Origin of the sequence: Aestuariibaculum marinum, from assembly GCF_014596975.1 — a bacterium.
Taxonomy (GTDB): domain Bacteria; phylum Bacteroidota; class Bacteroidia; order Flavobacteriales; family Flavobacteriaceae; genus Aestuariibaculum; species Aestuariibaculum marinum.
The window spans coordinates 65,506-78,377 of sequence record NZ_JACVXD010000009.1; the positions used below are offsets into that span (position 1 = coordinate 65,506).

At 35.2% G+C, this 12,872-nt stretch carries 9 protein-coding genes; 6 read left to right on the forward strand and 3 right to left on the reverse strand.

The features are described 5' to 3' along the window. Positions 1-30: 30 nt before the first annotated feature. On the reverse strand, positions 31-1,782 hold the full coding sequence (locus ICJ85_RS13470) for a hypothetical protein (RefSeq protein ID WP_188224322.1): 1,752 nt from the start codon (positions 1,780-1,782) through the stop codon (positions 31-33). Between the two features lie 112 nt (positions 1,783-1,894). Here ICJ85_RS13470 and ICJ85_RS13475 point away from each other — a divergent pair, with 112 nt between their 5' ends. The 3 genes from ICJ85_RS13475 (at position 1,895) to ICJ85_RS13485 (ending at position 5,719) form a co-directional block, all read left to right on the forward strand. Then, the gene (locus tag ICJ85_RS13475) at positions 1,895-2,410 is read left to right on the forward strand and encodes an RNA polymerase sigma factor (protein ID WP_188224323.1); all 516 of its coding nucleotides are present in this window, start codon (positions 1,895-1,897) and stop codon (positions 2,408-2,410) included. Between the two features lie 68 nt (positions 2,411-2,478). Beyond that, positions 2,479-3,375, forward strand: a complete 897-nt coding sequence (locus ICJ85_RS13480) for a FecR family protein (RefSeq protein ID WP_188224324.1) — start codon at positions 2,479-2,481, stop codon at positions 3,373-3,375. Between the two features lie 40 nt (positions 3,376-3,415). Further along, positions 3,416-5,719 (forward strand): TonB-dependent receptor plug domain-containing protein, encoded by a 2,304-nt coding sequence (locus tag ICJ85_RS13485; RefSeq protein WP_188224325.1) that lies wholly within the window; start codon positions 3,416-3,418, stop codon positions 5,717-5,719. A gap of 53 nt (positions 5,720-5,772) precedes the next feature. On the opposite strand, the gene ICJ85_RS13490 is transcribed toward ICJ85_RS13485, so the two are convergent. Beyond that, the gene (locus ICJ85_RS13490; RefSeq protein ID WP_188224326.1) at positions 5,773-8,409 is read right to left on the reverse strand and encodes a valine--tRNA ligase; all 2,637 of its coding nucleotides are present in this window, start codon (positions 8,407-8,409) and stop codon (positions 5,773-5,775) included. 309 nt (positions 8,410-8,718) lie between these two features. Here ICJ85_RS13490 and ICJ85_RS13495 point away from each other — a divergent pair, with 309 nt between their 5' ends. Next, the gene (locus tag ICJ85_RS13495) at positions 8,719-9,144 is read left to right on the forward strand and encodes a DUF1573 domain-containing protein (protein WP_188224327.1); all 426 of its coding nucleotides are present in this window, start codon (positions 8,719-8,721) and stop codon (positions 9,142-9,144) included. Between the two features lie 48 nt (positions 9,145-9,192). Here ICJ85_RS13495 and ICJ85_RS13500 read toward each other — a convergent pair whose 3' ends face one another. After that, positions 9,193-10,533 (reverse strand): aspartyl protease family protein, encoded by a 1,341-nt coding sequence (locus ICJ85_RS13500; RefSeq protein WP_188224328.1) that lies wholly within the window; start codon positions 10,531-10,533, stop codon positions 9,193-9,195. 126 nt (positions 10,534-10,659) lie between these two features. On the opposite strand from ICJ85_RS13500, the gene ICJ85_RS13505 reads away from it, so the two are divergent. Together ICJ85_RS13505 and murB are read left to right on the forward strand one after the other, a co-directional pair. Continuing rightward, a complete protein-coding gene (locus ICJ85_RS13505) occupies positions 10,660-11,850 on the forward strand; it encodes a pyridoxal phosphate-dependent aminotransferase (protein ID WP_188224329.1) in 1,191 nt (396 codons plus the stop codon). Beyond that, entirely contained in the window at positions 11,850-12,863 is a 1,014-nt protein-coding gene (gene murB / locus ICJ85_RS13510) for a UDP-N-acetylmuramate dehydrogenase (RefSeq protein WP_188224330.1), read from the forward strand. Before ICJ85_RS13505 ends, murB begins: the two co-directional genes overlap by 1 nt. Positions 12,864-12,872: the final 9 nt, after the last annotated feature.

The following is a 12,872-nucleotide window of genomic DNA, read 5'->3' on the forward strand; positions in this document are numbered from 1 at the left end:
GATAAGCTTTCAACCGGTAGCAGAGTTAATTTAATTTTTCTTTTCCAATACTAAAATGCGTTCTACTGCTCCTGAGGCACTAAAGTCTTTTAATTCTATTCGCGTGGTTGATACCTCTTTAATTCTCCAACGATGATTTAATACTGCAAACGGAGCTGTTTCTTCAAAACGCATCCCCATAAACAAAGCATCGTTTCGGTAAGCTAACCAAGACCCGTTGATAACGTTAGCTTCGAGGTCTGTTGCTTTTACTCGTCCTGTAACCATAAAATTGATTGTGTAATCACCATAATTAGAGGTTTTATCAACCTCGCCTTCCTGATACTTGGCTACTTCCCAATCTCCAATAATTAACAGAGCATCTATATATTTTACATCGTCGTCAAGCTCCGGACAATGTCTTTTCAGCACCATTTTATTATTCGCATTCTCCAATTTGATTAATCCGGGCTCAAGGAAAGTTATTAACCATTCCAGATTTAAATTCGGACGACCTTCAAAAGCTATCTGCAACATAAAACCTGCATCAACTTCTGTCACTTGATAGGTACCTTCCATAAGCTCACCATTTATGCGAAGTTTCACCACATTTTCAGCATAGAATTTTAAAGGCGTGCCTATATATTCTTTTTCATTATCAACACCTTCAACATATAAGCGTTCAATACGCCAAAAACACTCTTGCAAATAATTTTCAATGCGTTCTTTGGTATAATCAAAAACGATTTCACAGTTTTTCTTTAAAATCACACGGTTACCACCTGCCTGATATAATTTAATTCTTCCATATTCTAAATCGTAAACAAACCATTCTAAGCTAAAATCTACCAAGGTATCGAACTCTAATTTTATTAAAGCTCCATTATCGGATACTCGGGTAGACCAGGTTCCTGTTAAGGTATCTCCACCTCTAGTGCGTACCTGCACCACATTTTCAGCTTTAAATACGATGGCATACTCCTGGTATTTCTCACGCAAATCATCTTCATTTCTTTCAAACTCATGAACTACCCATGGACAAGTCTGTAATAAATTATCTAAGCGCTCTTTCGTAAAATCGTGGTCTCCATAATCGTTATCATCATCTTCATCACAAGCATTTTTTGCTTCTCTCATCACATTTCGTAAAGCCAGATTATTATTAATCTCAACGGTCGACCCATCATATAAAATCATAGTCACAGGAAAATTTAAACTAGCAATTACACCGCCCTCTTTCACTGTATGCATAAACTTGTACAATGCGCGATCACCTTCAATAACTACATCATCAATAACTTGAAATTGGGTATCGTAAACCGAAAATGAAATAGGATACTGAAAATCGATACATTCAATATCGTCATCTTCCTCGTTATCGCCACGGCACTCCTGAGCCAATTCTATTAATTCTGCTTTCGATTCAATTACAATTTCAGTAAAATCGGAAGATGTTACTGTTATTGGAAACATAATTTTCAAATCACTGTATTCGTAATCAAACTCTTTAAATAAAGCGACAATAATTTTATAATCTTCGGTAGAATCTATAGTTATTTCTAATCCGTGAACAGACACTGTTACAGGTAACTCCACGGTTAAACAGCTTGCTCTATCAATAATATTGTCCATAGAACCGTCTTTAGCTGAAGTTGCTTCTATTAAAACCGCAAGTTCTGAATTTGCTGTAATGGTTTCAGATTCTTCGGTAGTTGAAATATCGACAACTTCATCCTGACAAGACGTCATTAGGGAAAGGGCAAAAAAAGGCAGTAGTAAAAATAATCTTAGTTTAGCTTTCATGATATGTGATTTTGGTTAATCATAACTTTTGATAATAGAACAAGTTAACTTTAAAAATTCCTACCCCTATACATACTTTTTTTTATTTTAGTCAATCCAACTTAAACGGAATATGCCAAAATCTATACAGGACCATGTTTGCGAAGAACATATGTTTTCTTCAATTTTTAATAAGTACGCTAAAGATTTGCACAACTTTTTATATTATAAATTCGGGGAGCAATTACACCCTAAAGATAAAGTTCAGGAAGCCTTTGTTAAACTTTGGGAAAATTGCGCCAAAGTAACACCTGATAAAGCTAAAAGTTTTGTTTTTACCACCGCTAACAATTTAATGCTTAATGAAGCAGCCCACCAAAAGGTTATTTTAAAATATCAGGCGACAAAACCTAAAAGTTATACCAACGAAACTCCTGAATTCTTAATGCAGGAGAATGAATACCATAAAAAACTTCAACTCGCCCTGGCCAATTTAACCGATGCGCAACGAGAAGCTTTTTTGATGAATAGAGTTGAAGGCAAACGTTTTAAGGAAATTGCCGAGCTTTTAGATATTTCGACTAAAGCCGTAGAAAAACGTATTTATGGCGCTTTGGAGAAATTGAGAAAAGACATTAAGGAACTGTAATCTTAAAAATTTAATTTTTAGGGTAGGAAAAAATAATAGTTAACTGTTATATAGACGTATAAGGACTTATGGAAAGAGAACAATTAATATCGAAATGGTTTAATAACGAGCTGAATGATCAGGAACTTGAGGCTTTTAAAAAGCTTGAAGATTACAACGATTTAATTCAGCTGAATCAAGCTTTGCAGACGTTTAAATCTGAAGAATATGATACTGCTGAAGCCTTAGATCAGGTTTTAAACACCATTAATAGTTCGAAAAAAGAGACAGGATCCTGGACAAAATATATTATTCGAATTGCCGCTGTTCTGGCTATTTGCTTTAGTCTGTATTACTATACAACAACTTTAGACACCACCTATACCACAGATATTTCCGAAAAAACATATGTAGAACTACCAGACCAATCTACAGTAAATTTAAATACCAAATCGACTTTGGTTTTTAATAAAAGTGATTGGAAAAAAGAACGTGAAGTCAACCTTTCAGGTGAAGCTTTCTTTAAAGTTGCCAAAGGATCTTCATTTCATGTGAAAACCAAAACAGGTATTGTTACCGTATATGGTACACAGTTTAACGTTAAACAACGTGAACAGTTTTTTGAAGTTATTTGCTACGAAGGTTTAGTTGGAGTGACCTATAATTCACAAGAAACTAAATTAAAACCTGGAGACAGGTTTTTAATTCTAGATGGGAAATTTATTGCTAATGAAAAAGAAAAAAATCTAGAACCTTCGTGGTTAAATGATGAAAGCACCTTTAAAAGTTTACCTTACAAACAAGTAATTACTGAATTCGAGAGACAATACGGCATTACCATTAACTTAGTAAATATAGATGAAAACCAACTGTTTACAGGTAGTTTCACGCATACCAATTTAGACGTTGCACTAAAATCTATCACCGTACCGTTACATATTAACTATAGTAAAACAAACAATACTATTACATTAAAAGGTGAATAGAAAGCTTATATTTTCTATTATTTACAGCTTATGTTTTTTGATGTTTTTACCTGTAAACGGACAAAGTCATCAAGAAAAGGAGTCGCTTTTTTCAATTTTAAAAAAACTTGAAGACCGTTACAATGTCAGTTTTTCATATGCCGATGCAGCAATTAAAGATAAAATTGCTGAATTACCAGACACCAACCTAACGCTTCAAGACGCTTTAAATCTTTTAACTAATCAAACTCAATTAGAATTTGAAGTTTTAGATAATCGGTTTATAGCCATAAAAGAACGCATAGTATCAAACCAATCGTCATTTAAAACACAACGACTCGACGAAATCATTGTTTCAAAATACCTGACCAATGGTATTGAAAAATTAAACGACGGCGCCATTACCATAAACACGGAAGCTTTTGGTATTTTACCAGGTTTAATTGAACCCGATGTGTTACAAACCATTCAGGCACTTCCGGGTATTTTAAGTACGGATGAAACCGTGTCTAACATAAATATTCGAGGCGGTACTCACGACCAAAACCTATTTCTTTGGGATGGTATTAAAATGTATCAATCCGGACATTTTTTCGGGTTAATTTCGGCATTCAACCCATACACGACCCAAAAAATAAACGTTTACAAAAACGGCAGTAGTGCCAGGTACGGCGATGGTATTTCGAGTGTTATCGATATGAAATTACCCAATACCATTGATAATGAATTTAAAGCAGGGCTTGGTTTCAACCTGATTAATGCGGACGGTTTTGCCAAAATACCCCTTTCAAAAAAAACAGAGCTACAAATATCGAGCAGACGTTCACTTACAGACTTGATAACCACACCAACCTACGACCAATACTTTAAACGTATTTTTCAGGATTCCGATTTAACAAACACTTCCACCTCTAATTCCATTTCGCAAAATGAAAAGTTCTATTTCTACGATGTCGCTTTAAAATTTCTTTACGACATCACCGAAAAGGACAAAATCCGATTTCATTTTTTGAATGTAAATAACTTTTTAAATTACGACGAACAATCGACAAACAACAATAGAGATGAAGCCTTAAACAGCAGTTTAAGACAAGAAAATTTAGCCACGAGTATTACGTATACCCGAGATTGGAACAAGACCTTATCAACCACCTCACAAATATATGTTTCCAACTACGATTTAGACGCGACTAATTTCGACATTATTAACAACCAACGCCTCATTCAGGAAAACGAAGTTTATGATGGTTCAGCTAAACTAGATATTAATTACAGCCCCAATTACCAGTTTAAAATAAACGGCGGTTACCAATTTACCGAGGTTGGCATTAGCAACTTAGAGGATGTTAACAACCCGTATTTTAGAAGTTATGTTAAAGAAGTAATTCGTAGCAATGCAGCTTATGCTGAAACCCAATACCTATCCAACAACGCGCGAACAAAACTTCACTTAGGTGGCCGATTGAATTATTTCCCGAAATTCGACAAAATACTAATGGAACCCAGATTAAGTTTTAGTCAGCGTTTTCTAAATAATTTCAGACTGGAAATACTTGGAGAATTAAAAAGTCAGACCACATCCCAAATTATCGATTTACAAAACGACTTTTTAGGTATTGAAAAACGCCGATGGGTTTTAGCTAATAATTACACGGAAGTAACAACAATAGACAATCAAACTATTTTTCCAGTTCCTATCTTAAAAAGCAAACAAGTGTCTACCGGAATACATTACAATAAAAACGACTTATTAATTAGTCTAGAAACCTACTTAAAAAACGTAGATGGTATCACCACAAGAAGCCAGGGATTTCAAAACCAGTATCAGTTTGTACATGCCATAGGAAGTTACAATATTAGAGGATTAGATGTATTAATTAACAAACAGTTTGGAAACACGGTGAGTTCATGGATTTCCTATTCTTACAGCACCAACAACTATACTTTCGATAGTTTAAACGATGGACAATCATTCCCAAACAATACCGATATTCGACATGCTGTTTCATTTGCCAGCACCTATACCAATCGTAATTTTAAATTTGCCTTAGGTGTTAACTGGCATTCCGGTAAGCCAACCACATTACCGGATGCAAACGACAGCCCTGATGACGATGTCATTACATATGCTACTCCGAACAGTTCAAACCTAAAAGATTATTTGCGAACCGATTGCTCTGCAACCTATGCTTTCAATATTTCTAATGCTACAAAAGCTACCGTTGGCGCCTCTATTTGGAATCTTTTAAACCAAACGAACATCATAAATAGTTACTACACCTTAGATGACAGTAATACCGTAAATAAAATTGAAAATCACTCTTTAGGTATCACCCCTAATGTAAGTTTTCGGGTAAGGTTTTAAACAAAAAAGGCACATTTAAAAATGTGCCTTTTAATATTCCTATTATTGTATTATTAGCTTAAACTTGCTAAACTGGCTTTTAACGTTTCAATTTTAGCTAAAGCATCTGCTTCCTTTTTCTTTTCTGAAGCGACTACCTGTTCCGGTGCATTACTTACGAAACGCTCGTTAGATAGTTTTTTCTGAACCGACTTTAAGAAGCCTTCCGTATAGTTTAACTCTTCCGTTAATTTTTTAATCTCTGCTTCTACATCGATACTTCCGGCCATTGGCACAAAATATTCATTCGATTTTACACGGAATGTCAAAGCGCCCTCAACGGCTTCATTTACATATTCAATCGCTTCCAAGTTTCCTAACTTTTGAATGATCGCATCGAAGGTTGTACTGGTATTTCCGTTGTTAATTACCGAGAAACCTATGGCATCTTTAAAGGCTATGTTCTTTTCCTTTCTAATATTTCTAATTCCTGAAACCACTTCTGAAGCAAAATCGAACTCAGAAATTAACGTGTCGTTTATTGGTTTCGCCTCTGGCCATTTTGCTACAATTAAGGCTTCCTCAGGTGTACGTTCTGCAATGTAATGCCAGATATCTTCTGTTAAGAATGGCATAAACGGATGCAAAATTTTCAAGTTATCTTCAAACGCGGCGATTAACCCTTTAAAGGTATCAGTATCTACCGGTTTTTGATACGCCGGTTTTACGATTTCCAGTAACCATCCAGAGAAATCATCCATGATTAATTTGTAAATCGCCATCAACGCATCGCTTAAACGGTATTTACTAAAATGATCTTCGATTTCAACTAATGCTTTTTGGAATTTAGACGCATACCAGTCTAGAGCTATTTTACTTGATTCTGGCTGCGGAATGGTTTCATCTATTTCCCAACCATCAATCAATCGGTAGGCATTCCAGATTTTGTTTCCAAAACCTTTTCCTTGCTGACATAAGGCTTCATCAAACAATAAATCGTTACCGGCAGCACTACTCAACAGTAATCCTACACGAACTCCATCAGCACTATATTCTTCAATCAGCTTTAAAGCGTCTGGCGAATTCCCTAAAGACTTACTCATTTTACGACGTTGTTTATCGCGTACAAGCCCCGTTAAGTATACATTATTAAATGGTTTTTCGCCCTTATACTCGTACCCGGCAACAATCATTCTGGCCACCCAGAAGAATAAAATATCTGGTCCAGTCACCAAATCATTTGTTGGATAGTAGTATTTAATATCGTCATTTTCAGGATTTCGAATACCATCAAACACGCTCATTGGCCACAACCAAGATGAGAACCAGGTATCCAACGCATCTGTTTCCTGACGTAAACCTTCAGCTTTTAAATGAGCATTTCCTGTTTTTTCAACAGCTAATTTTAATGCCTCTTCTGCAGTTTCAGCCACTACAAAATCTTCTTTACCGTCGCCATAGTAATACGCAGGAATTTGTTGTCCCCATAATAACTGACGCGAAATATTCCAATCGCGGATGTTCTCCATCCAGTGACGGTACGTGTTTTCAAATTTCTTAGGGAATAATTGAATATCGTTATCTTCACCTAAAACAGCTTCAATAGCAGGTTTTACTAATTCGTCCATTTTCAAAAACCACTGATCGCTTAAGCGTGGTTCGATAACGGCCTTGGTACGCTCAGAGGTTCCTACTTTATTTACGTGAACTTCAGTTTTCACCAAAGCACCATTTTCTTCCAATTCTTTAGCAATAGCCTTGCGCACTACAAAACGATCTTGACCTTCGTAATGTAAACCATAGCTGTTAAGCGTCGCATCATCATTAAAAATATCAACTACTTCTAAACTGTGCTTATCACCTAAAACCTTATCATTTTCATCGTGAGCCGGCGTTACTTTTAAACACCCGGTACCGAATTCAACATCAACATACTCATCTTCAATAATCGGAATCACACGACCACAAATAGGCACAATCGCCTTTTTACCTTTTAAATGTGTAAAACGCTCATCGGTAGGGTTGATACAAATAGCAGTATCCCCAAAAATAGTTTCAGGACGTGTTGTTGCAATGGTTAACACATCGTCGCTACCTTCAATTTTATAATTTAAATAGTAAAGGTTCCCTTGCTTTTCTTCGTAAATTACCTCTTCATCAGATAGGGTAGTTTTTGCTTCCGGATCCCAGTTTACCATACGGTAACCACGGTAGATATAACCTTTGTTGAATAAGTCGACAAATACCTTAATTACGGCTTCAGACATATCGTCATCCATCGTAAATTTAGTTCTGTCCCAATCGCAAGAACACCCTAACTTTTTAAGTTGTTCTAAAATCACACCTCCATATTCATGAGTCCAATCCCAGGCATGCTTTAAAAATTCATCACGAGATAAATCGTTTTTATCAATACCTTGTTCCTTCAACTTTGCCACAACTTTAGCTTCGGTAGCAATTGAAGCATGGTCGGTACCCGGTACCCAGCACGCATTCTTACCTTGTAAACGCGCACGACGAATCAATACATCCTGAATGGTGTTATTTAACATGTGCCCCATATGTAATACACCCGTAACGTTTGGTGGGGGTATAACAATGGTGTAAGGTTCTCTTTCATCGGGCTCTGAATGAAAATAATTGTGTTTCATCCAGTAATCGTACCACTTACTCTCTACCTGACTAGCTTCATATTTTGAAGGTATCTGCATACTTTGGAATAGTTTTTGAATATTGAAGTGCAAAAGTACTCATATTTCTTTTTCTGTGAAAACTATATTAGCAGTAAGAAATAGAAGGACTTAATTTAACAGAATTAGAAAAAAATAATGAAAAGTATTACGTACTTTTATTCGTAATTAGAGATAAACATTGATGTAATACATCTAAAAATTTTGTAGAATGATTAAAAAGTAAGTATGTTTGATTTAGTTTTTAGGGAAATTTAGGGCTAAAAAACCTTGATTTCTTCAGTAAACACGTATAAAACAAGAATATAAAACAATTAAAAAGAATAAACCATGAAACAGTTAATAACAATCTTATTTATCGGATTAATTAGTTTTTCAGTTAATGCGCAGGATAAAAAAGCGAAGATAGAATTCAAAACTGAAACTATTGACTACGGAACGATTGAAAAAGGCTCTAACGGAGTTCGTGAATTTGAATTCACCAACACAGGAGATGCGCCACTTATTATTTCAAAGGTATCATCTAGCTGTGGATGTACTATTCCTAAAAAACCAGATGGACCAATTTTGCCAGGAAAAACTGGTGTGATTGAGGTAAAATACGATACAAACCGTGTTAACCCAATTAGAAAAACGATTACAGTGATTTCTAATGCTGAAACCCCAACGGTAGCCCTAAAAATTAAAGGTGAAGTGGTAAATAAAAAGTCGGCAGACACCATGCTTGAAAAGAAAAAAAGCATTGTACAACAATAGAACAAAACAATTTTACAAACTAAAGGCAGCTTAGAAAGCTGCCTTTTTTTATTCCAAAGGGTTTACTAAATCGAAATTATAACTTAAGTCTACACCATTACGCTCCACTTTTAACCGAATATGCTTTCCGGCGTCTTCGTAAAACATTTCCATTATTTTTTGAAGTGTAAAATGATGCGCTGGTTTTCCATTTACAGATAAGATAATATCATCTATTTGCAATCCTGCTTTAAACGCAGGTGAATTTTCCCGAAGCTCTACAATGGCATAAATAGGCTTTAAAACCAATTTAAAATCTTCCGCGAAAAAAATCTGTTTCCCTTGTAAATTATTCCCATCCTCCTGCCGATTTTCTTTTTCTGCAATGCGGCTTCTTGATTCTTTTACAAACCTAACGCCATCATGGGCCAATTCTATTCCGCTCTTGTTATACCTAAATTCGTCATTAAAATTGCCGTTTCTCTTTAAAACAACTTTGGCTTTCTGATAATCGAAAACAACATTAAAACGCATTAACACATTACCTGATAAACTCCCTGAACGTTCCCTATGCTGCTTGGCGTGTGCTATAAACAACGAATCTGGGTAAGCGACATTCGGTTTTTTTAAAGTAAAACTATTTAAATGTAAAGCATCTATTTTCGAGCGTTTCCCATAAACACTCCCACTAAGACCATGACCGAGAAAATCATAAAAAAAATGATTTCCCGAAGCTATACCTCGCTCATCGTCTTCAAACAACCATAGCGCATCACTCCCTCCCGAATCAATCAACAACTTAACAGGTATAGCCTGTTCTTGAATATCTACTACAGCATTTAAATAAGGTTTGTTATTATAAAATTCTAAATTAAAATCTTCACATTTTCTACATGCTTTGTAGCGATATTCATCAGGGTTGGTAAGTCGTAAAAATCGTCGTGAATAATTTACTTCAACCACTAAATCCTTCAACAAATCGAAACCTATAATACCGTGAACAGGAACACCTAACTTGGGAGCTAAATTTAAATTGGCATCATAAATCGCATATAAATCCTGATTTAATTTAACCGCATCCCCTATTTTAAAAACATTATTTAACGATCGGTGTGCCATAATTCGCTCGCCTTCTCCCAGCCCTCGTAAATAAATCGTATCGGTATGTTTAATTTTTAAAGAATCGGATACATTTAAAAAATTAAACAATATAGGTTTGGTAACACCGGTATCTAAAAGAAAGGACAAATTCACGCCGTTTATTTCAACCGGAACGATAATTAGATTGTTAATGAGTTTAAATTTGACTTTATCAGATTGCTTTTTGTTGCGAACAACGAAGCTATTTTGAGAAAAATTATGAAAACCCAAGAAAAAAAGGAATACAATAAAAAGTACATATTTTTTCATGAGAATTTATTCGAATATTTGCCTATTCAATTTACAAATCTTTGAAACACAATACTTATTTTAGCCCAATTTTTAAATAAACTTTAATATAATTTTACCAACTTTGCGCCTCGTAACAACAAAATAATGCCAACTATATCAAAAAAAGGGCGATTAATGCCCGAGTCACCTATTCGTAAATTAGTACCTTTTGCTGAGCAAGCTAAAAAGGACGGTAAACATATTTACCACTTAAATATTGGTCAACCTGATATTAAAACTCCTGAAGTCGCCTTGCAAGCTGTTAAAGATAATACCGTAGAAATTCTTTCCTATTCGAGATCTGAAGGATCGGAAACTTACCGAACAAAATTAGCAGCCTACTATAAAAAACATGATATTGTAGTTAAACCGGAAGATATTGTGGTGACCACAGGTGCCAGTGAGGCTTTATTATTTTTATTCAGCAGTATTATGGATCCGGGAGATGAAGTTATCATTTCCGAACCTTTTTATGCGAACTACATCGCCTTTTCTACAGCAACAGGTGTTAATGTCGTTCCTGCTATTTGCGATATTGATGATAATTTTGCATTACCATCAATTGAAACCTTCGAAAAGCTAATTACCCCGAAAACCAAATCTATTTTAATTTGTAATCCGGGTAACCCAACAGGATATTTATATTCAAAACAAGAGATTAAACAACTCGCTGCTCTAGCCAAAAAACACGATTTGTTTTTAATTGCCGATGAAGTATATCGTGAATTCGTTTACGACGGTGAAACCCACTACTCTATTCTACAATTAGAAGACATGGACGAGCATACTATTCTAATCGATTCGGTTTCTAAACGTTACAGTATGTGCGGTGCTCGTGTAGGCTGTTTAGTATCACGAAATAAAGTGGTATTACAAACCGTTTTAAAATATGCTCAGGCACGTTTAAGTCCGCCCACATTCGCTCAAATTGCCAGTGAAGCGGCTTTAGATACGCCACAAAGTTATTTTGACGATGTAATTGCCGAATATGTAGACCGACGTGATACCTTAATTAAGGAATTACAACACATTGAAGGTGTTAAAGTAGGATCTCCAAAGGGTGCTTTTTACTGTATTGTTGAATTACCTATAAAAAATTCAGACGATTTTGCACAGTGGTTATTAGAGCACTTTGATATTGATGGCGAAACAGTAATGATTGCGCCAGCCGGAGGATTTTACTCAACCCCAGGCTTAGGTTTAAACCAAGTAAGGATTGCTTACGTACTTAATAAAGAGAGCTTAATAAAAGCCGTTAACATAATTAAAGAAGCCTTAAAAGTTTATAAAGACTAGTGCATATTCAAGAAAACATATCCTTAAAACCTTTTAATACCTTTGGTATTGATGTTCGTGCAGATCATTTTGTTTCGGTGAATTCTGTTGAAGAACTTAAATCCGTTTTATCGCTTCAAAACTACACGAATAAATTAATTCTGGGAGGGGGAAGTAATATGTTGCTAACAAAAGATGTTAATGCTCTTGTTATTCATGTAAATTTAAAAGGTATTGAAGTATTTAATGAAAATGAACACGAGGTTTATGTTAAAGCCAACGCTGGCGAAAACTGGCATGAATTTGTATTATGGTGCATAAACAACAACTATGGAGGCGTAGAAAACCTGTCTTTAATACCCGGTAATGTAGGCACAGCACCCATTCAGAATATTGGTGCCTATGGTGTAGAACTTAAAGATGTTTTTCATTCGTGCGAAGCCATAACTGTAGAAAACAGTTCTATTGTAAATTTTACTAACGACGATTGTAATTTTGGATATAGAAATTCTATTTTCAAACAACAAGCCAAAGGCAAATATATTATTACGAGCGTTACTTTTAAATTAAGAAAAACAAATCACCAATTAAATATCAATTACGGCACCATTGCATCGCAATTAAAGGCTATGCAGATTGGCTCGCCAACAATTCAGGATATTTCTAAAGCTGTCATTGCTATTCGAGAAAGTAAATTACCTAATCCAAAGGAGATTGGAAATAGTGGTAGTTTCTTTAAAAACCCGGTTATTTCAAAAACGGCATTTAATAAACTTCTTGCAAATTTTGAAGACATACCAAGCTACCCCGTTTCAGATACCGAAGTAAAAATTCCTGCCGGATGGCTTATTGAAAAAGCAGGATTTAAAGGAAAACGTTTTGGCGACTTTGGTGTTCATAAAAATCAAGCTTTAGTCTTGGTAAACTATGGAAATGCCAAGGGCGAAGACATATTAAAACTATCTAAACTAATACAAAATACAGTTAACCGTCTATTTAATATTAATATAGAAGCTGAAGTAAACATTATTTAATACAAAAGA

Bases quoted from the DNA above. Each gene is read 5' to 3' on its own strand.
- ICJ85_RS13470 (WP_188224322.1), bottom strand. From the start codon at position 1,782: ATGAAAGCTAAACTAAGATTATTTTTACTACTGCCTTTTTTTGCCCTT.
- ICJ85_RS13475 (WP_188224323.1), top strand. From the start codon at position 1,895: ATGCCAAAATCTATACAGGACCATGTTTGCGAAGAACATATGTTTTCT.
- ICJ85_RS13480 (WP_188224324.1), top strand. From the start codon at position 2,479: ATGGAAAGAGAACAATTAATATCGAAATGGTTTAATAACGAGCTGAAT.
- ICJ85_RS13485 (WP_188224325.1), top strand. From the start codon at position 3,416: ATGTTTTTACCTGTAAACGGACAAAGTCATCAAGAAAAGGAGTCGCTT.
- ICJ85_RS13490 (WP_188224326.1), bottom strand. From the start codon at position 8,409: ATGCAGATACCTTCAAAATATGAAGCTAGTCAGGTAGAGAGTAAGTGG.
- ICJ85_RS13495 (WP_188224327.1), top strand. From the start codon at position 8,719: ATGAAACAGTTAATAACAATCTTATTTATCGGATTAATTAGTTTTTCA.
- ICJ85_RS13500 (WP_188224328.1), bottom strand. From the start codon at position 10,533: ATGAAAAAATATGTACTTTTTATTGTATTCCTTTTTTTCTTGGGTTTT.
- ICJ85_RS13505 (WP_188224329.1), top strand. From the start codon at position 10,660: ATGCCAACTATATCAAAAAAAGGGCGATTAATGCCCGAGTCACCTATT.